Annotated in this window: 19 protein-coding genes and 2 pseudogenes; 12 read left to right on the forward strand and 9 right to left on the reverse strand. The window is 66.1% G+C overall.

Annotated elements, in window-relative coordinates; genetic code table 11:
• Window positions 1-177 precede the first annotated feature (177 nt).
• From RJ1_RS16610 to RJ1_RS16620, 3 genes and pseudogenes are all read right to left on the reverse strand, one after another.
• Window positions 178-563, reverse strand: a pseudogene (locus RJ1_RS16610) (2Fe-2S iron-sulfur cluster-binding protein); the annotation flags it as partial.
• A gap of 189 nt (window positions 564-752) precedes the next feature.
• Window positions 753-2,198, reverse strand: a complete 1,446-nt coding sequence (locus tag RJ1_RS16615) for a carotenoid oxygenase family protein (protein WP_205415366.1) — start codon at window positions 2,196-2,198, stop codon at window positions 753-755.
• A gap of 186 nt (window positions 2,199-2,384) precedes the next feature.
• Window positions 2,385-3,209, reverse strand: coding sequence for an IclR family transcriptional regulator (locus RJ1_RS16620; protein WP_073361641.1), 825 nt, complete (start codon window positions 3,207-3,209; stop codon window positions 2,385-2,387).
• 168 nt (window positions 3,210-3,377) lie between these two features.
• On the opposite strand from RJ1_RS16620, the gene RJ1_RS16625 reads away from it, so the two are divergent.
• From RJ1_RS16625 to RJ1_RS16645, 5 genes are all read left to right on the forward strand, one after another.
• Entirely contained in the window at window positions 3,378-4,085 is a 708-nt protein-coding gene (locus RJ1_RS16625; RefSeq protein WP_073361643.1) for a nuclear transport factor 2 family protein, read from the forward strand.
• Entirely contained in the window at window positions 4,082-5,674 is a 1,593-nt protein-coding gene (locus tag RJ1_RS16630; RefSeq protein ID WP_162850346.1) for an aldehyde dehydrogenase family protein, read from the forward strand. Before RJ1_RS16625 ends, RJ1_RS16630 begins: the two co-directional genes overlap by 4 nt.
• On the forward strand, window positions 5,671-6,768 hold the full coding sequence (locus RJ1_RS16635; RefSeq protein ID WP_073361647.1) for an amidohydrolase family protein: 1,098 nt from the start codon (window positions 5,671-5,673) through the stop codon (window positions 6,766-6,768). The genes RJ1_RS16630 and RJ1_RS16635 overlap by 4 nt, the downstream gene beginning before the upstream one ends.
• A 2-nt stretch (window positions 6,769-6,770) precedes the next feature.
• Window positions 6,771-8,150 carry an MFS transporter gene (locus RJ1_RS16640; RefSeq protein ID WP_073361649.1) on the forward strand — a complete coding sequence of 460 codons (1,380 nt, stop codon included), beginning with the start codon at window positions 6,771-6,773 and terminating at the stop codon, window positions 8,148-8,150.
• Between the two features lie 103 nt (window positions 8,151-8,253).
• Window positions 8,254-9,717 (forward strand): benzaldehyde dehydrogenase, encoded by a 1,464-nt coding sequence (locus tag RJ1_RS16645; RefSeq protein ID WP_073361651.1) that lies wholly within the window; start codon window positions 8,254-8,256, stop codon window positions 9,715-9,717.
• A 280-nt stretch (window positions 9,718-9,997) separates the two neighbouring features.
• Here RJ1_RS16645 and map read toward each other — a convergent pair whose 3' ends face one another.
• Complete coding sequence (gene map / locus RJ1_RS16650) at window positions 9,998-10,786, reverse strand: type I methionyl aminopeptidase (RefSeq protein WP_073361653.1); 789 nt, start codon at window positions 10,784-10,786, stop codon at window positions 9,998-10,000.
• Between the two features lie 97 nt (window positions 10,787-10,883).
• Between map and RJ1_RS16655 the strand changes: the two genes are divergently transcribed.
• Complete coding sequence (locus RJ1_RS16655) at window positions 10,884-11,150, forward strand: helix-turn-helix domain-containing protein (RefSeq protein ID WP_073361655.1); 267 nt, start codon at window positions 10,884-10,886, stop codon at window positions 11,148-11,150.
• A 309-nt stretch (window positions 11,151-11,459) separates the two neighbouring features.
• Here RJ1_RS16655 and RJ1_RS47740 read toward each other — a convergent pair.
• Window positions 11,460-11,582, reverse strand: a pseudogene (locus RJ1_RS47740) (zinc ribbon domain-containing protein); the annotation flags it as partial.
• A gap of 14 nt (window positions 11,583-11,596) precedes the next feature.
• On the opposite strand from RJ1_RS47740, the gene RJ1_RS47745 reads away from it, so the two are divergent.
• Window positions 11,597-11,731: a hypothetical protein gene (locus RJ1_RS47745; protein WP_255284886.1), complete on the forward strand. Its 135-nt coding sequence runs from the start codon at window positions 11,597-11,599 to the stop codon at window positions 11,729-11,731.
• Window positions 11,732-11,789: 58 nt separating this feature from the next.
• On the forward strand, window positions 11,790-12,263 hold the full coding sequence (locus RJ1_RS16660) for a nuclear transport factor 2 family protein (RefSeq protein WP_240319847.1): 474 nt from the start codon (window positions 11,790-11,792) through the stop codon (window positions 12,261-12,263).
• An 18-nt stretch (window positions 12,264-12,281) separates the two neighbouring features.
• On the opposite strand, the gene RJ1_RS16665 is transcribed toward RJ1_RS16660, so the two are convergent.
• Window positions 12,282-12,686, reverse strand: coding sequence for a hypothetical protein (locus RJ1_RS16665; protein ID WP_073361659.1), 405 nt, complete (start codon window positions 12,684-12,686; stop codon window positions 12,282-12,284).
• A 71-nt stretch (window positions 12,687-12,757) separates the two neighbouring features.
• On the opposite strand from RJ1_RS16665, the gene RJ1_RS16670 reads away from it, so the two are divergent.
• Both RJ1_RS16670 and RJ1_RS16675 read left to right on the forward strand, forming a co-directional pair.
• Complete coding sequence (locus RJ1_RS16670; RefSeq protein ID WP_205415405.1) at window positions 12,758-14,068, forward strand: APC family permease; 1,311 nt, start codon at window positions 12,758-12,760, stop codon at window positions 14,066-14,068.
• Between the two features lie 102 nt (window positions 14,069-14,170).
• Entirely contained in the window at window positions 14,171-14,638 is a 468-nt protein-coding gene (locus RJ1_RS16675) for a SixA phosphatase family protein (protein WP_073361663.1), read from the forward strand.
• 13 nt (window positions 14,639-14,651) lie between these two features.
• Here the strand turns inward: RJ1_RS16675 and RJ1_RS16680 are convergent, their stop codons facing one another.
• Entirely contained in the window at window positions 14,652-16,118 is a 1,467-nt protein-coding gene (locus RJ1_RS16680; RefSeq protein ID WP_073361665.1) for a CYTH and CHAD domain-containing protein, read from the reverse strand.
• Window positions 16,119-16,379: 261 nt separating this feature from the next.
• Between RJ1_RS16680 and RJ1_RS16685 the strand changes: the two genes are divergently transcribed.
• Window positions 16,380-16,679, forward strand: a complete 300-nt coding sequence (locus RJ1_RS16685) for a WhiB family transcriptional regulator (RefSeq protein ID WP_073361666.1) — start codon at window positions 16,380-16,382, stop codon at window positions 16,677-16,679.
• Between the two features lie 48 nt (window positions 16,680-16,727).
• Window positions 16,728-17,354, forward strand: coding sequence for a DUF2867 domain-containing protein (locus tag RJ1_RS16690; protein WP_174694995.1), 627 nt, complete (start codon window positions 16,728-16,730; stop codon window positions 17,352-17,354).
• Between the two features lie 16 nt (window positions 17,355-17,370).
• On the opposite strand, the gene RJ1_RS16695 is transcribed toward RJ1_RS16690, so the two are convergent.
• Both RJ1_RS16695 and RJ1_RS16700 read right to left on the reverse strand, forming a co-directional pair.
• Complete coding sequence (locus RJ1_RS16695) at window positions 17,371-17,952, reverse strand: hypothetical protein (protein WP_240319846.1); 582 nt, start codon at window positions 17,950-17,952, stop codon at window positions 17,371-17,373.
• A gap of 47 nt (window positions 17,953-17,999) precedes the next feature.
• On the reverse strand, window positions 18,000-18,248 hold the full coding sequence (locus RJ1_RS16700) for a hypothetical protein (RefSeq protein WP_073361668.1): 249 nt from the start codon (window positions 18,246-18,248) through the stop codon (window positions 18,000-18,002).
• Between the last annotated feature and the right edge of the window lie 69 nt (window positions 18,249-18,317).

Genomic DNA, 18,317 nt, shown 5'->3' on the forward strand with positions numbered 1-18,317 from the left:
GTGGTGAGTCTGATGGATCACCTCATTTGGTCGCCCCGCGCTCGCCGCCCCGCGCTCGCCGCCCGAGTCGAACGGACAAGGGGGGCAGCGGCGCACCTTCGCGGTATGCCCGGAGTGAAATGCGGGTGAGCGCCCGACAGAGTCTTCCGGAGCCGATCCGTCGTGCCCCGCGCAGACCTATAGTTCCGATGTCAGACGTGGGCAGGTCGCGCGCGAGACGCAGATCATCATAGTGTCGTTGGCGGCCTGCTCGTCGGGTGTGAGCAGGGAATCCTGATGCTCGACGGTGCCGCCGAGGACGGCCGTCTCGCAGGTTCCGCAGGTCCCCTCCTCGCACGACGAGAGCACCACCTGGACGCCGGCGGCGGTGACGGCCTGCAGGGTCGACTGCTCGGGTGCCACCGTGACGGTTTTGCCGCTCAGCGTCAGCTCCACCTCGAACCCTCGGCGCGGCCCGGCTCCTCGAGATCCTTAGCCGCGAAGCGCTCGATGTGCAGCGCGCCGGACGGCCAGCTGTCGCAGTGACCGGTGACGGCGTCGAGCAGCGGCGCGGGCCCACTGCAGGGACATTTCTGCGCCATCTGCTCGTAGCTGTCGAACAGTTCACCGAAGGGCACGGCGGTAGGTGCCCAGTTTTCGTCGTCGGTGGCGGTGACGCCGATTGACTTGGTTATGGGAGTCGCCTCGCTTTCGTGAAACTTGGTCGCCTGGTGGTCAGGCCGGGCGGTGACGTTTTCGACAATGTGGGTGTGTCAGGCGGTTCGGCCGGCGATCTCGTCGGCCCCGACCCAGTTGCCGTGCAGCCCGGATTTGAGTCGCATGGGCAGTTTCAGCGTGGCGACGGGAGGACGATCGATGTGTTGTGCGTCGAGGATGACCAATTCGCTGTGCATGTGGTCGCGCCGCGCCACCACGACGAATACGTAGCCGGCGCCGGGGCCGGCGGTGTCGTTGCCGGGAACGAAGATCGGCTCGCCGACGGTGGAGTTCTCGCCCGGGTCGTAGTACTTGGTTCTTCCGCTGGACAAGTCGACGGCGCCGACCCACCGGAAGCCGCCGCCCGTCTTGTGCTGTTCGGGATGGTCGTTGATCGCCATGACTCCCCAGTTGTAGTCCAGGGTTTCTTGCCGATCGTCCATGCGAGGGAATTCGCCTGCGGCGTCCATCAGTCGGCGTTCGGTGAAGGTCTCCGACTCCCCCGACAGGTCGATCGTCCATCGCGTCAGGCGGGTCTTGCTCCGGTCCGGGTTGTAGGGAGCGCCGGACAGGTCGGGGAACCACGGGAAGTAGTTCGTTTCGGCGACCGGTGAGTCGAGGTGTAGGTAGCGGCCGTCGTCGTAGGCGCCCATGATGTGGCTTGCGAATCGATTCGAGCCACGGAACCAGCGCAGGTCCTTGTCTGTCCCCTTGCGTGGAAGAACGCCTAGGTGCACGTCTTCGTTTGGATCCCAAAAGAATTGGGGGTTGCCCTTCTCGAGCCATTCGATGCTGCTGCGGAGTGGAACGATGGGGAAGACGACGTAGTTCTGAGTTACCGCGAAGTCGTGGATCATGCACGAGTAGGGCGCCCGGATCCAGGTCTCATGGATGATCTGACCGTTCGGATCAGCCTCGTAGTATGCGATGTCGGGTGTCGCCTCTCCCTTGGCGGCGTAGCCGAAGAACACCATTTCGCCGGTGCGGGGGTCGATCTTCGGGTGCGCCGTGGAGGTTTCCGAGGTGAGCGCGCCTTGAAAGTCGTATTCACCGAGGGTCTCGAGGGTCACCGGGTCGAGCAGGATGGGCGGACTGTCCTCCTTGGAGGCATACAGGCGGCCGCCATGAAAGAAGATGTTGGTGTTCGCGAGGCCGCGTCGAACTCCGGCCACAGACGGGTCGTCGGTGAGCGCGTTGTGGTAGGCGCCGAACAGCGACTTGCCAGCCTTCTCCTCAGCAACGAAGCGGGGGGTACGTACATATCTGCTCTTGAAGTCGACCCGTCCCTTGTGGAAGGTGAAGGACATTGCCATGCCGTCGGAGTTGAACAATGCGAGATCGTTGTCGACGAACGAGGGGTAGTGGCGGTCGACCACGACGCGGTAGTAGGTGCCGTCGAGGTGCGCCGGCACTTCGCCCTGGACGCATTCGAGGTCGGTGATGTCGGCCTCCAGGCGCATCGGCGCATCGAACGGATCTTCGGGGATGGGGAAGCGGTCCACGAACAACAACTCCTTCGAAAGGCGGGCAACGAACGCGCGCTCGGGATGGTGGATTCGCGAAGCGCGCTCGTTTGGTGATGTGTGCCACAACATCACCTGGCCGCAGGTCGATCCAAGAATCTGCCCACCAGATTCCGCTATGCGGGAAGGGCTGCCCCCGAAGAGTGCATGGCAACCCGACGACTTCTAGTTACGCATGCGGGCGGTGACAGCGGTGGCAGCCTCCATCACACGGGGAGCGATGGCCTCGATTTCGGCTCGGGTCCGGAGCCAGGAAGCGTACCCAGTCAGCACGACCGCTCCCACGGCGGCACCGGTGGAGAGAACCACGGGGGCGGCGATACTGGTGAGCCTTGGATCGAATTCGCCAACGCTGACCGACCACCCTCGCTGACGGGTCACGGTGAGGTCGTCCATCAGCGTCGACCAGTCGGTAATCGATCGCTCGGTGTACTGCGCTAGGAGCCCGCCGGGGAACCGTCTGCGGAGTTGTTCCGGTGTTTCCCGCGAGAGCAGCGCTTTGCCACCTGCAGTGCAGTGGGCGGGAAGCAACTTGCCCAGCGAGGGCGCCACGGTTTTGGTGCGGCTGCCCGGGTAGGTCTGTACCACTCGCACGTACTTGCCTTCGAGTACGTAGAAAGAAACCATTTCGTCGACGTGGTTCTGCAACTGTGACAGCACGGGTCCGGCGGCTTCTCGGAGATTGCGGGGGCCGGTCACGGTCAGCGCGATCTCGTGCATCGCCGGGCCGATCACGTATGGGGCGCCGGGGCTTTCCTGGCGAGCGAAGCCTGCCCGGCGGCAGTTGGTCAAGACCCGATGCGCAGTGGATGACGCCACATCCAGTTCGCGTGCCAGCTCGCTAACGGTGAGCGTGCCGCGCTGCGCGATGAGGGTGACTGCCCGTAGGGCCAACTCCGCCGACGTCGCGGCATCTTTGCGTCGGCGCCCCGTAGGTTGCGAGACCGGATCGGCAGGGTCGTCCGATGCGGTGGGGGTGAACTGGGCCATTGCACTCGAGTGTCCCATATAGAGGAATTCGACGGTTGCAGCCTTGGTGAACGACCAACCTGCGGTGTTAGTTCGTGATCACCATCACATCTGCATGGTGTCAGTGCGCCGACCCACCCCGAATGGCTGCGGGTCGGACTTCGAGCCCCCGAGAGACCAAGGACAATCATGACCGAAACGACCACCACTCTCGCCCATCCGATCGAGGACACCGTGGCCCGCCTGACCCGGAGGGTGGATGTGCTCGAGGGCGAGCTCGCGGTGCGACGATTGCAGCACACCTACGGCTACTACCTGGACAAATGCCTCTACCGTGAGGTGACGGAGCTGTTCAGCGATGAGGGCGAGGCTGTGTTCTGCGGCGGCGTCTACCGCGGCCGGGCCGGGATCGAACGCCTCTATCTGGATCGGTTCCGGGCACGGTTCACCCAGGGCCACAACGGTCCGGTCCATGGGTTCCTGCTCGATCACCCGCAGTTACAGGACGTCATCACTGTCGACCCCGACGGCACGACCGCGCACGGCCGCTTCCGCTGCATCATGCAGGCCGGCGTGCACGAATCGGCCCGAGGACAGTTCGCCGGAAAGTCCTCCTACGGGCAGTGGTGGGAGGGCGCGCTATACGAGAACGAATACGTCCGCGAGAACGGGGTGTGGAAGATCAAGCGCCTCGACTACCGCCCCTTCTGGCACGCCGAGTACAGCAAGGGCTGGTCCGAGACGCCGCCGATGAACCAGGTGATCCCCACCATCACCTACCCCGAGGATCCGGTCGGACCCGACGAGATCACCCCCGGGTACGAGCTGTTCCCGAACACCGATGTGGTCGGGTTCCATTACGCCCATCCCGTCACCGGCGAGGTGTGGCAGTCGTGAGCACTTCCCCACTGACCACATCCGAGACCACGGCCCACGCGGCGATTCCCGATTACTGGCGGACAGCCAATCCCTCCCGCGGCGGCTCCTCCACGATTATCTATGGCGAGGTGATCAATCCGGCCCGCACCGACGAGGTGGTCGGCAAATACGCCCGCTGCGGCCAAATAGACGTCGATCGAGCAGTACGGGCTGCGCGAGAGGCCTTCCCCGCCTGGCGGGATATCGGAGCCACCGCGCGCGCTGAGTTGATGATCGCTGCGGCGGAGATCGCCGAAGATCTCGCGGGCCGCCTCGCAGTCATGCTGACCCTCGAGATCGGCAAGACGTTGGGCGAATCCCGCGGTGACGTGGCCGGGGCAGGAAAGCTGCTGAGGGAATTCGCCTCTCTGGCCGGCGCCGCGGAACAAGAGCGGGACCTCTCCGACGAAGCCCACTCCGGCGGCGCGGCCGAGGTGCTGGTCCGCCGGGTTCCGCTCGGCCCCGTCGCGGTGATCTCCCCGTGGAACACCCCGATCCATCTGGCGTTCACCGCCATCGCGCCCGCCCTCGTCGCCGGCAACACCGTCGTCGTCAAGCCTCCCGAGGTCGCCCCACTCGGCCTGACCGCTCTCTTGACCGCACTGGCCGCGGTTCTGCCCGACGGGGTCCTCGCGGTCGTCCCCGGAGAGGGCGCGACCGCAGGCTCTGCCCTTGCCTCGCACCCCGATATTCGTGGTGTGTTTTTCACCGGCGGGATCGCCGGCGGGCGAGAGGTGATCCGGGCGAGTGCGGCCACCATCAAGAAGGTATCGATGGAGCTGGGCGGCAATGACGCGGCGGTCGTCCTCGAATCGGCGACCGTCGACGAGTCAATGGTACGGGAGCTGGTCGCCGGCAGCCTCGGCTGTGCAGGGCAGATCTGCTTCAACGTCAAGCGGATCTACGTGCACCGCAGTCATTTCGATGAGTTCGTCGACATGTACACCGACCTGGCGGGACAGATCGTCGTCGGCGACGGCTTTGATCCGACCGTCGACTTCGGCCCACTCGCCACCGAGGACGGCCACCGTCGCGCGAACCGGCTGACCGATCAGGCCCGCGCCGACGGTGCGCACGTGCGCACCGTCGGCCGAATCGCCGACTCCGCGAGGTGGGACGAGGGCTTCTACGTGCTCCCCACGATCGTCACCGGTCTCTCGCCTGACGACGAGCTGGTGGTCACCGAGCAGTTCTGCCCCGTAATCCCGATTCTGCCGTTCGACACCGACGACGAAGCCATCGCCGCCGCCAATGGAACCGACTTCGGTCTCGCGTCCTCGGTGTGGTCGCAGGACCTCGACCACGCGATGCGTGTGGCGCGGCGGATCGAATCGGGCAGCACCTTCGTCAACGTGCACCGGCTCGGTGCGTCCGTCCCGTCGGCGCCATTCGGGGGAATCAAACAGTCCGGTCTCGGTCGCACCCACGGCGAATACTCACTGCTCGCCTGCACCGAAGAACACGCCATCATCCGATTCGCCGACCCCACACAGGATCTGCCGGGCATTGCACGGTGGAACCACCTCCGGCGCACACCAATGAACACGATCGAGGGAACCCCGCAATGACGGACAACACCGACTCTTCTCGCGGATACCGCAGAATCGCCGCAGAGGAAGCCTACGCACCGCCGGAACTGTTCGACCTCTACCGGCGGATGCTCGATGCGGGCACCTCCAACGACCGAGGCTTCGACTCGCTGATGGGCTTCTATCTCGGCAGTGACGCCCCGAAACCTGTTGCCGTGCGCCGCCGGTTGCAGGATCTCGGTGACGAGCGGCTCGCCGATATGGACGCCACCGGGATCGACCACCAGATCCTCGCTCTGACTTCCCCCGGTACCAATGTGCTCGACCTCGCAGCCGCCCGGGAGATCGCCACGATCACCAACGACCGCCTCGCGGACGCCTGCCGACGCCACCCGGACCGGTTCTCCGCGCTCGCCGCCCTTCCTCTGCAGGATCCCGACGCGGCGGTCCGAGAACTCGACCGCGCCGTCGGCGATCTCGGGCTCCGCGGGATCATCGCGAACTCCCACATCGGCGGCAGCTACCTCGACGAGTCGAAGTACCGGCCGATCTTCGAGGCCGCCGAGGACCTCGGTGTCCCTGTCTATCTGCACCCGAACACGCCGAGCAACGACATGATCGACCCACTGCGTAAGGCCGGCCTGGACGGGGCGATCTTCGGATTCGGTGTCGAGACCGGCATGCATCTCCTCAAGCTGATCACGTCCGGCCTGTTCGACCGGTACCCGAACCTGAAACTCGTAGTCGGGCATCTCGGCGAAGCCCTGCCGTACTGGCTCCACCGCATCGACTACATGCACGCCGCCCAGGTCGCGGCCGGCCGCTACGACACAATCCGACCGCTGCAACGCAAGCCCAGTGAGTATTTCCGGCACAACATCTGGCTCACCACCAGCGGAATGCCCTGGCAGCCCGCGATCATGTTCGCACGTGAGGTCGTGGGAGCCGACCGCGTCATGTACGCCATGGACTACCCATACCAATTCGTCGCCGAAGAGGTGACCACCCAGGACGCACTCCCCATCTCCGATGCGGAGAAGAAAGCGTTCTTCGACACCACTGCCACCGACGTGTTCGGACTACGCGCACCCACCACCGCGGGCGCAACCCCCTCCTCTGCCCTCCGGAGCTGACCATGAGCATCATCGACGACATCAAGGGCTCAGCCATGAGCCGATTCCAGATTCTCACCATCGCAGTCTGTCTCGGCGTTCTGATCGTCGACGGATTCGACGTGATCGCGATGTCCATGTCCGCCCACTACGTGGCCCAGGAATGGGGCATATCTCCCAGCACACTCGGCTACGGGCTGAGCGCCTCCACCGCCGGCATGGCACTGGGCTCACTGTTCCTGGCGCCGATCGGCGACCGAATCGGCCGACGAATCATCGCACTGAGCAGCCTCGCCGTCGTCGCGGCCGGGATGCTGTACTCGGGGCTGGCCGGCAACTTCGAGCACCTGATGGCCTCCCGGCTGATCACCGGCATCGGCATCGGTGGCGTCATGGCTACCGTAGGCGTCATTATCTCCGAGTACTCCTCGCAGCGCCGGATCGGGCTGACCATGGCACTCTTCGCCGCCTCGAACGGCGCCGGAGGCGTACTCGGCGGACTCGTGGCGGGCGACCTCATCCCCACCCATGGATGGCGAGCAGTCTTCCTGGTCGGTGCAGCCGCAACCGCCGCCATTTCGGTGGTCGCCCTCTTCGTCGTCCCGGAATCACTCGACTATCTGATGACCCGACGCGATCCGAAATCGGTCCAGCGACTGCAGCATCTGGCTTCCAGGATGGGACGATCCGTGTCCGATCTCGACCGTATTGGTGTCCCGGTTGCCTCGCCTGCCGGCGAGACCTCCAAGAGCCGGTACGCCGAACTCTTCACCCGCGGAACAATCGCGAACACCGCGCTGCTCACCATAGGTTACGGCGCCCTGATGGCGACGTTCTACTTCATCATCAACTGGACTCCCAAACTCATTGCCGAATCCACCGGGGACGGCCAAGCCGGAATTCACGTCGGCGTGCTTCTTCCCTTCGGCGGCATCGTCGGCAGCATTGCGTTCGGGCTGCTGACCGGGGTTGTCAAGGTCCGCCCACTCGCTGCGGCGGCACTCTCACTGGCCACCATTGCCACAGTCCTGATGGCATACTCACTCACCACCGGCGCCGCGCCCATCGTCATCGCCCTCGCGTTGGGGGTTCTGCTCAACGCTGGCATCAGCGGCTACTACGGGATCATCCCGCAAGCCTTTCCGACGCGCATCCGCACCACCGGATTCGGGTTCGTACTCGGAGTGGCCCGAATCCTCGGGATCATTTCCCCCATCGCCGCTGGATACCTGCTCGGACGCTTCTCCCCCACAGCCGTATTCGCCGGGATGGGTGTGATCATGGGCATCTCGGCTGTCGTCTTCATCATCCACGGCCGGGGAACCCCACAAGACCGCGCCCACCCCACGCCACTGCCGCAACACCGAGCGCACGTAGCCACAGACGAACTGGCCGGGTCCTGATCCACCGCGACTACCCGAAACAGCCAGCTGCAGGACATCTCTGACGTGATGCGGGTGGACTGCACCCTGACTGCGTTCGTGGAACAAGAAGGATGAGAACACCATGACCGAACTACTCTCCACCCCCGTATGGGAATCGGCCGTATACGACGGTTCTTGGGTTCCCGGACACGGAACCGATCTGCCGGTAATCGAACCGGCCACGGGTAAGCAGTTGAGTACCGTCGGCGGCGCCACTCCACAGGACGTTGACTTTGCTGTTGCCAAGGCCGTTTCCGCGCAGAAGGACTGGGCCGCCCGACCCTACACAGAGCGGGCAGCAATTTTGCGGAAGGCTGGGCAGCTGTTCGAGGAGAATGCCGAGGAGATTCAGCAATGGGTGATCCGGGAGAGCGGCGGGATCGGGGCCAAGGCCGGGTTGGAAACCCATGTCGCGTCCGAGGAGTGCTACAACGCGTCCGCACTTGCCGCACACCCGCACGGCGAGATGCTGCGATCCGAACAGCAGCGGATGAGCTTCTCCCGCCGCATCCCAGTCGGAGTGGTAGGGGTCATCGCCCCGTTCAACTTCCCGATCATCCTCTCGATCCGGGCGGTGGCACCGGCGCTGGCACTCGGTAACGCCGTCGTGCTCAAGCCCGATCCGCGCACCGCGGTATGCGGCGGTGTTGTCCTCGCCCGCATCTTCGAGGAAGCCGGTCTCCCACCAGGTCTGCTGAGTGTCCTACCTGGCGGCGCCGAGATCGGCGAGGCACTCGTGGTCCATCCGCGGGTGCGAGTGATCGCCTTCACGGGGTCGACCGGCGCGGGGCGAGCGATCGGAGAACTCGCCGGAAGGCACCTTAAGCGAGCCCACCTCGAACTCGGTGGCAACAACGCCCTGGTGATCCTCGAGGGCGTCGACGTCGAGAAGGCCGCGTCGATCGGTGCGTTCGGCTCATTCATGCACCAGGGCCAGATCTGCATGACATCCGGCCGACACATCGTGCACGAATCCGTCGCCGCGGATTATGCTGAGGCACTGGCCGAGCACGCCGACAAGCTCCCGGTCGGTGATCCGTTCACCGAGCAGGTAGCGCTTGGACCCCTGATCGACGAGAAGCAGCGTGACCGGGTGCATTCCCTCGTCACCGCCAGCATCGACGCCGGCGCACGGTTGGCGGCTGGCGGCACGTACGAAGACCTGTTCTACCGCCCCACAGTCCTCACGGATGTCCCCACCTCCGCCCCGGCATTCGCCGACGAGGTGTTCGGGCCGGTCGCCCCCATCACGACCTTCTCCACGCTGGATCAGGCCATCGCGATCGCCAACGACTGCGACTACGGACTCTCACTGGGAATCCTGTCGAACGATGCAATGCGGGCGCTCGAACTCGCCGAACGCATTCCCACCGGGCTGGTTCACATCAACGATCAGACCGTCGCCGACGAGGCCGTGATTCCGTTCGGCGGAACCGGGTTCTCAGGCAACGGCGGACGGGTCGGGGGCCTCGGCGCGAACCTGGAGGCCTTCACGGAAACCCAGTGGGTCACAGCGCAGTCGGCCCTCGCCACCTACCCCTTCTGACGGACCGACGGTGGATGGGTAGATCTCGCAGGATGCGAGGTCTACCCTCCTGTGGCGGCCAGCACCACCCGCAGCGACAGCCGTCTACTTACCGCAAGATCGATCTCGAACTGGTAGCAGATAATAAATATGCTGATGAGCAGTTTCGCGCTAGACGCTGCGTAGGTGTTAATTGGCGGCAGTTGCCCTCACCTCACGAGTGAGGCGGTGACATCTATAGTGCGCAGGCAGAATCGACGCAATGCCGATACGGCCGGGCTGGGTTTGTGGAGGTGCCGGACTACTGTGCGGATGCCGCAACGTGGTCCGGACACGTCAGCACGAGTGGCGTGCCGTCGGTGATGGCAATGGTGTGTTCGCTGTGAGCGGTACGAGATCCGTCGGCGGAGCGGATGGTCCACCCGTCGTCGTCGTAGATGATCTTGTCGGTGCTGCGGGCGAACCAGGGTTCGAGTGCAAGGGTCAATCCGGGCTGCAGCCTGAGACCTCGTCCCGCCCGTCCCACGTTGGGGACGTGTGGGTCTTCGTGCATGGTGCGCCCGAGTCCGTGGCCACCGAACTCGGTGTTGACCGAGTACCCGTAGTCCGCCGCCACGGCGCCGATCGCCGCGGAGATGTCGCCCAAGCGGTTGCCGGGCAGCGCAGCGGCAATCCCCGCTGCCAAGGCACGTTCGGTAGCTTCGATGAGGCGCTCGTCCTCGGCTCGCGGGACGCCGACGATCACACTCCGCGCCGAATCGGCGACCCACCCGTCGATCGACACCGCGATGTCCATGGTCAGCAGGTCCGCGTCACGCAGTGCATAGTCGTGCGGCAGTCCGTGCAGCACTGCGTCGTTGACCGAAAGGCAGATGACGTTGCGGAACGGACCTCGCCCGAACGATGGCGCGTAATCCCAGTAGCACGACTGGGCGCCGCGTTCGGCGATCAGCTGGCGGGCGCGGTGTTCGAGGTCGAGTAGGTTCGCCCCCGGCTGTGCCCGACGGGCGAGGTCGTCGAGCAGTTCGGCGATGAACGCGCCGGTGACGCGCATGGCCTCGATCTCTCGAGGTGTCTTCAGTTCCAGCACGGGGTTTCCTCTCCACCCGGCCCCGATGGCCGGTATTAAAATACCACCGTACTCGATTGTCCGGTATTTTCATACCGACTTCGAGTAGGCTGGCGGCATGGTGCGTCTCCCGCTGACTCCTGCCCAACTCGCGACCGGGCAACGCCTGGGTGCATGTTTGCGTCACGCGCGAGGCGAGCGCACGCTCGCCGACGTGGCACAGGCGGCAGCGATCTCGCCGGAGACTCTGCGCAAGATCGAGACCGGCCGGATGCCGACTCCGGCATTTACGACCATCGCAGCACTGGCCCGCACCCTCTCCGTGCCCCTCGACGACCTTGCGCATATCTGCCTTGCGCACGCAGACCTCGAGGAGACCGGCTGACGCAGACTTGCGTGCGATTGTCGATTGCGCCGTCGCCAGTGAGGTCAGCCCTCGTCGGCCGCGCTGCGGGGTGCGGCTCGAGCTGAGGATGAGATCCTCGTGAAGTTCCATCCAGATGTCGTGGTAGCTGTCGTACATCGGCCGAGCGAAGGCCGCGCTGTCACCGGAGCGAACGCGGTCGAGTGCGGCGGCGAGCCTGGGGAGGTAGCGCGCGAAACGCGGTAGCGTCTCGGACAGTTCCGTCAACGGAGCGACGAGTTCCGCGTCCGTCGCCGCGAGTTGCTCGACGAGCACGGCATCCGTCAGCGTCTACATAGATCTCATACGATCTGCCACTCGTGTAGCAGACTGTAGAGGTGTATGTGTGTCACGGCTACCCGCATCACCGTGCGGTGGTGTGGGTTTGACCGTGCCCCACACCGACGCTCGGCTACGACCGCCACCGCGTGCACATCGAGGAGTTCGCGTCCCTCGACGGCGATCCGTTCGCGCCGATCAAGACCCTGACCTCCGTCGCCGACGGCTACATCCTCGGCTGCCAGGCCACGCCCACCAGCCCGGCGCTGAAGATCGAGTTCTGAGTAATTCCCGTCCACGGCCGAGGCGGCGTGTGTCACTGTTGTCTGCATGAACGTCGGCGTGACACGCAGAGGGATCGTCGCTGTTGCCGCCACGGTCGTGCTGGGTGGTGGGCTGGCCGGGTGCGGTGGCGACAGCAGTGAACCGGCAGCATCGTCGACGTCGGCGGCCGCGTCGGACAGTGCGTCCGACGAGCAGGAGGCAGTTCTCGCTCAGGAAGCGCGGTGGCTGACGGCGATCACCGCCGGTGATCGCGAGACGATCGAGACGATCCTGAGCCCCGATTTCAAGCACGTCACCAGTGAGGGCAAGCTACTCGGCCGCGAAGAAGAGATCGCGAGCATCGTCCCGGTCGCGTTCACCATGAATCCCACCGAGCAGACTGTCGACATCGTCGGCGACACCGCCGTGATCCACGGCGTCAACACCCTCACCGAGACGGGCAATGTGCTGGCGCGAGAACGCTTTACCGACGTGTTCGTCAAACAGGACGGCGAATGGCTGGCCCTGTCGGCGCAAGAGACCGCGATCTGACCCGGTCCGGCCGGGTCGTCAGGGAACGAAGAAGGTTCCGAAGCCCGGTGACCCGATCGCCTGCGGGTCGACGATCGCCACGACCTGACCCGGGCCCGGTCGAATGGTAACGGGCTGGGCGTTCAGGGTGGGGAACGACGCAGATCCGGTCGCGCCCGTGCCGAGACTGACCCAGTGGACGACGACGGCGTGCGGGTTTCCGTCGCTCGGGGTTCGGCGCACCCTCAGCACCGCGACGCCCGGTTGTTCGCCGACTGTCGCGGCGAGCCGGGGAGCCGGCAGGTCGACGAGAGGGATGACGGGGTCGACCTGGAACGGCACCGTGCTGGGCGCGGCTGCTGCGGTGCCCGAGGCCAGGAACCCGGAGATCGCAAGGATCACAAGGGCGGCGACGACTCGTCCGACGGCTGTGGGTGCGGTCATACGGGTTGACGATAGTGGCCACTACCGTTGACATGGTCGACTTCCGCACGCCAGAAGGGGAACTGCCACGTATGGCCGCCAACGACGCTTCGGAACAAGACCACGCGCATCCGGCTGCGACGCCGGGACTACGCCGCCGCCTGGGGGTGTTCGATTCGGTGATGATCGGCCTCGGGTCGATGATCGGGGCCGGGATCTTCGCAGCGCTGGGACCTGCCGCGTCCGCCGCCGGCGGTGCGCTGCTCGTCGGGCTCGCGGTGGCCGCGGTGATCGCGTACTGCAACGCCAACTCGTCGGCTCGGCTCGCCGCGCTGTACCCGCAGTCCGGCGGCACCTACGTCTACGGCCGTGAACGCCTGGGACCGTTCTTCGGGTATCTGGCGGGCTGGGGTTTCGTGGTCGGCAAGACCGCCTCGTGCGCCGCGATGGCCCTGACAGTCGGCGCCTATGCGTGGCCGGGCCGCGAGCACGTCGTCGCGGTGATCGCGGTCGCCGCCATCACCGCCGTGAACTGTCTGGGGGTGCAGAAGTCGGCCCTGGTCACCCGGATCATCGTGTTCGCGGTGCTCGCCGTCCTCGCGGTGGTCGTCTTCGCCTGCCTGTGGGGCTCCGACACCACCCTCGGGGAACTCGAGATCGACTCCGGCAACGGCGTCACCGGGGTCCTGCAGGCGGCGGGCCTGCTGTTCTTCGCGTTCGCCGGGTACGCCCGGATCGCGACCCTCGGCGAGGAAGTGAAGGACCCACGCCGAACCATTTCCCGGGCGATCCCGATCGCGCTGGGCATCACACTCGTCGTATATCTGTTCGTCTCGGTCGCGGTGCTGACGGCCCTCGGCGCCGACGCACTCGCCGGCGCCACGGACCCGCTTGCGCAGGCGGTGGCCGCTGCCGGATTCGACGAGCTCGAACCGGTGGTCCGGGTGGCCGCGGTGGTTGCCGCGCTCGGCTCGCTGCTCGCGCTGATTCTGGGTGTTTCGCGGACCACGTTCGCGATGGCCCGCGACGGTCACCTGCCGCGTCTGCTCGACGCCGTACATCCCCGGTTCGCGGTGCCCTACCGGGCGGAGTTGGCGGTCGGCGTCGTGGTCGCGATCCTCGCCGCGACAGCGGATCTGCGCGGGGTCATCGGGTTCTCCTCGTTCGCGGTGCTGGTCTACTACCTGATCGCCAATGCGTCCGCCTGGACACTCTCCGGGAGAGTGTGGCCGCGCCTCGTGACGGTGGTCGGCGCCGTGGGGTGTGTCGTCCTCGCGGTGTTCCTTCCCCTGGTTTCGGTGATGTCGGGAGTGATCGTTCTCGGTGTGGGCGCTGTGATCTACGCGGTCCGAGCGGCATTCGCGCCGCGCGGCGGAGTTCGGTCTTCGCACTCGTCGGGCTGAGGCGCATCGGTCCGGGGGTGGTCAACGGCGTCGTCGCGTGGGAGCCTTCAACGACGATCCGCTGCACCCGTCGCGTGAAGTGACCGGGAGGAGGTGTGTGAATTGTTCGTCCTGTTCCGGCATGCCCACGCCGGTGAGAAGAAGAACTGGGACGGCCCCGACGCCGACCGCCCGCTCAGCACGTTGGGGGATCGGCAGGCTCAGGGCTTCGTCGAAGCGCTGACCGGCATCGAGGTCGCGGCGCTGTTCTCGAGTCCGACCACTCGCTGTCGGCAGAGCCTTCTGCCGCTCGCCGACGAGCGCGGACTGAGCATCGCCGATCACCCCCTGCTGGGTCCGGACGCACCGCCGGATGAACTCTTCGCGGTGCTGCACGCGCCGGACGCCGATCGAGCCGTCTTCTGCACCCACGGGGAGGTCCTCAACGCCCTGGCGGAGTTCGCGCGGACGCACGGGATACCCGGTGTCCCTCCGTCGGGGGCGACCGCGAAAGGCGGCGCCTGGTTCGTCGATTGCGGGACCGGCCTGCCCCCGACACTGCGGTACCTCGCGCCCGCCCCTGCCAACTGACCGCGCTCTCCTTCTAGTCCGCGGCGAGTTGGGCGGCGTCCTCGCGGGCCTGCCGCGCCCGCTCCAGTTCCAGGCCGTACAGCAGGCCGAAGGTGAAACCGTTCTCGCCGGACGTCGTACCGGCGCGGGCCCCGAGCGTTCGGAGGGTCTCCGCGGCGACGACGCTGTCCCGGTGCTCGCCGAGAACCTTCTGCATCTTCTCGAAGTGGGCTGCCTTCTTCTTCGCGGTCTTCTTCCCGAGCACCGGCGCGGCGAGTTCGGCGGCGTAGCGGGCACGTGTGGCGGCCTCGAGTGCCCGGTGCAGCGCCGTGTCGTCGGTGCCGACAGCCGCGGTCGCTACCCGGGAGTGGGCCTTCCGTTCGGCTTTCCGCAAGGCCCGCTCGATCACCCGGGGACCGTCCGCTGCCGCGGCTGTCAGCGGCGGATTCGTACGCCACCGGGCCAACGCGGCCAGCAACGCGCGGTAGCGGTCACCGTCGACGGTGGCCATCACGTCCTGCAGGTGGTGCTGTTGCTCCGCAATCAGGTCGCTCTCGATGCGCGCGGCCACCGGACCCATCACCAGTTCGGACGGCAGGTCGGCGAGCGCGTCCGTGAAGCGTGCGCGTTGCACCTGACGGTCCCGCACTTCGCCGAGTAGCCCTGCATACCAAGACAACTCCGCAGCGAGCTCCGTCGCGGCGGTCGGCTCGAGCAGGCGCGTGAAGACCCGGAGGGTGCTGCAGAACCGCCGGATTCCCACCAGGGTGGGATGCACCGGGTCCAGACCGCGGCGCAACCACACGTCGCCGGCCACGATCGCCTGCGCCTGGGCGTCCAGGTAGCCGGCGAGCACCGATTCGGTCGTGCCCCGGCTCGTGTCCCCGCCGTCGACCGCAAGTTGAGCGGTGCTCAGCACGCGACTGAGCTTCGACGGATACCGCGACGGCTTCGCACCGCGGAGGGTGAGGCGTTTCCCGATCTTCCCGAGCAGTTTCTCGCTTCCGGCGTCGCCGGCCTCGACCTCCACCTCACGCCACTCACTCACGACGGCACGATCCCCCGCGACGGTGCCGCGCACCCGGTCGTCGGCCACTTCCGCCACGAGGCGGTCATCCGAGTCGAGGACACGCTGCATGCGTCGCACCGTCGTCAGAGTGGCCACCGGGTGCACGGATTTACCCAGTGCGACACCCACAATCAGTGTCGCCAGCTCGTCGGGAATCGTGTCACTCTCGCCCGGAGGCATCCGGATCTCGGTGCGGTCCTTGTCGGCGGGAACCTTCAAGTGCCATCCGACGTCGGCATCCCCCGTCCGCCGGCGGAACGTGAGGTGCTGGCGCAGCAGGTCGCGATCGGCGGTGTCGTAGTAGACGCTGCTCAGATTCACGGTGGCCTGCTCGACCCGTCCTCCCCGCGGGATCACGTCCTCGAGGTCGGGCAGGACGAATTCGAGACCCACCTCGTACTTGTCTTCCCGCTCACGCTGCGTCGACACCATGGGCCCAGTCTGCACCCACGACGTCAGGACTGTTGCTCGCCGCGCAATCGGCACGGAGTGCGGTTAATCTGTCTGCACGGTAGTAGTTGATCGCGCCTCGTCGCTGCCGCCGATGCGCCGCGAAAAGTGTTACACAAATGGATCTTTCGATCGCTTGATGCTTCTGGCATGCAGTGCAGCCTGCACGGGACAGAACACTCGGATGGCCGATCCTCCGAGTGACCCGGCTGTGTTCGGTCTTCGAGAGGGGAATGACTCCACATGTGCACTCCGAACAGGCGCCCCGATCTCGACCACCCCGTGGAACTCGACTGGATCACGCGGGCGCGGTGCCGGGAAGGAGACCCGGATCGGCTCTTCGTGCAAGGCGCCGCGCAACGCAAGGCCGCGGCCCTGTGCCGGCATTGTCCCGTGCTGACGGAATGCGGCGCGTATGCGCTCGACAATCGCGTCGAGTTCGGTATCTGGGGCGGGATGACGGAACGGCAGCGCCGGGCGCTGCTCAGGGAGCATCCCGGTGTCTCCTGGTCCGTGCTCCTCGAGGAGCAGCGGCGGCGTTGACCCCCGGTGCTAGCGTGAGAAGCGGCGCCGTCTGGATGGAGGATCGGCATGAGAATCGCGAACAGCGTGCACACCTCGCGGCCCTGGCGAATCCACGAACTCACCCGCGACTTCACGCTCGAGGACGTGTGGGCGCTGCCGACTCCGGGCGGCCGTCACGACTTCGCCCGGCTGGTGCAGGAGTTCCCCCGGCTACTGCAGGGGGCCGCGTCGGGCGACTCGTCGAACGTCACTTCCCGCGCCACCCGGGCCCTCTTCGCGATCCGGTGGGCGATCGGGCGCGTGTTGCGATGGGACGGCTCGGGCTCCGGTGTCGGCTCGCGAGTGCCGACGCTCCGCGACCGCTTGCCGGCGGATCTGCGCGACGCCCCATCCGGCCCGGACCTGCCTCCGTTCACCTCCATCTTCCTGCTCGACGACGAGTGGGCCTCGGAGATCGCCAATCGGACCGTTCACGGCGTCATGCACCTCGGCTGGGTACCCGACGGTGCCGGCGGCTACCGCGGCGAGATGGCGGTCTACGCGAAGCCGAACGGGCTGCTCGGTACCTGCTATATGTATGCGATCGCCCCGTTCCGGCACCTGATCGTCTACCCGGCGATGATGCGGCAGATCGAACGGAGATGGCGGGAGGGCACAGGCGACGTCGCTCGACCCTCCACCGAGGAGAAATGAAGCGGCACTGTCTGATTCATTCTTGCGAGGTCAGACATAGGACGACACGGAAGTATCGGGAATCCCGACGGAACGCCGGTGCGGTGACGCCGTACCGCGTCACGAACTCGCTCTGTTCGATGAACCGGAGATCACCGGCGGTTCCAGGCACCGAGAATTGCCGATTCGGCATGCGCCACGTGCCGGTGTCGGGCACGTGACGCAGCTGCACGTTGCCGGGCAGCATCTTCCAGCCGCGGCCGGTGTGGAGTTCGATGTTCGCGACGAACTCGATCGACATGACCACGCCGCTGGTGGGCTGCACGGGTCGAGGTGCGCAACTCGGGTACCTGTCGACGTAGAAACCGCCGCGGAGAACTTCGTTCGGTCGCACCTCGACGTCCTCGGCCAGGGATCGAACCTCGGCGGGTAGTTGCCACTCGTCGAGCCAGGCGAGGCATGCGGTGACGTTGTCGCCAGGGTGCCAGAGCTCGGGGACTGGTTCGTCGTCGACAAAGGCCACGATCCACTGCAACGGGACGTGCTCAGGCGGGTGGTGTTCCCGTAGGACGATCATCTCGAAGCCCCGCGCAAGAGACGGACCGATGGACGACGCCACCGGGCGCGGGGTTACCTTGCAGCAGACGATACGCCGCCCGACACGTCTCAGTACGGCAGGGAGGAGCAGCCAGGATTGGCGATGACGGCCTTGCCCTCGCAGAACGCCTTGTCCGTGTTGTCGTCGAAACGTTCGGCACGGTCGCGGTCGCGGGCGTCGCGGTCCGACGAAGAGACGTGTGCGACGTCGGAACCCGAGGCGGTGGGCATGGCGGTCGCGACTCCGGCTGCGCCGGTGACGGAGATTGCGACTGCGGCGATCATCAGGCCGGCGCGGATGGCGGTGTGGCGAAACATGCTGTGTCCTTGGTGGTGTGGTCGGGTGTTTCCTTGGTCACACCAACACTGCCTTCCCAGCAGCAGCGT

Origin of the sequence: Rhodococcus jostii NBRC 16295, from assembly GCF_001894825.1 — a bacterium.
In the GTDB taxonomy this organism is placed as follows: Bacteria; Actinomycetota; Actinomycetes; order Mycobacteriales; family Mycobacteriaceae; genus Rhodococcus_F; species Rhodococcus_F jostii.

Coding starts and splice junctions, on each gene's coding strand:
- RJ1_RS16640 (WP_073361649.1), top strand. CDS start 6,771: ATGAGCATCATCGACGACATCAAGGGCTCAGCCATGAGCCGATTCCAG.
- RJ1_RS16625 (WP_073361643.1), top strand. CDS start 3,378: ATGACCGAAACGACCACCACTCTCGCCCATCCGATCGAGGACACCGTG.
- RJ1_RS16655 (WP_073361655.1), top strand. CDS start 10,884: ATGGTGCGTCTCCCGCTGACTCCTGCCCAACTCGCGACCGGGCAACGC.
- RJ1_RS16680 (WP_073361665.1), bottom strand. CDS start 16,118: ATGGTGTCGACGCAGCGTGAGCGGGAAGACAAGTACGAGGTGGGTCTC.
- RJ1_RS16690 (WP_174694995.1), top strand. CDS start 16,728: ATGAGAATCGCGAACAGCGTGCACACCTCGCGGCCCTGGCGAATCCAC.
- RJ1_RS16635 (WP_073361647.1), top strand. CDS start 5,671: ATGACGGACAACACCGACTCTTCTCGCGGATACCGCAGAATCGCCGCA.
- RJ1_RS16670 (WP_205415405.1), top strand. CDS start 12,758: ATGGCCGCCAACGACGCTTCGGAACAAGACCACGCGCATCCGGCTGCG.
- RJ1_RS16685 (WP_073361666.1), top strand. CDS start 16,380: ATGTGCACTCCGAACAGGCGCCCCGATCTCGACCACCCCGTGGAACTC.
- RJ1_RS16665 (WP_073361659.1), bottom strand. CDS start 12,686: ATGACCGCACCCACAGCCGTCGGACGAGTCGTCGCCGCCCTTGTGATC.
- RJ1_RS16645 (WP_073361651.1), top strand. CDS start 8,254: ATGACCGAACTACTCTCCACCCCCGTATGGGAATCGGCCGTATACGAC.
- RJ1_RS16620 (WP_073361641.1), bottom strand. CDS start 3,209: ATGGCCCAGTTCACCCCCACCGCATCGGACGACCCTGCCGATCCGGTC.
- RJ1_RS16700 (WP_073361668.1), bottom strand. CDS start 18,248: ATGTTTCGCCACACCGCCATCCGCGCCGGCCTGATGATCGCCGCAGTC.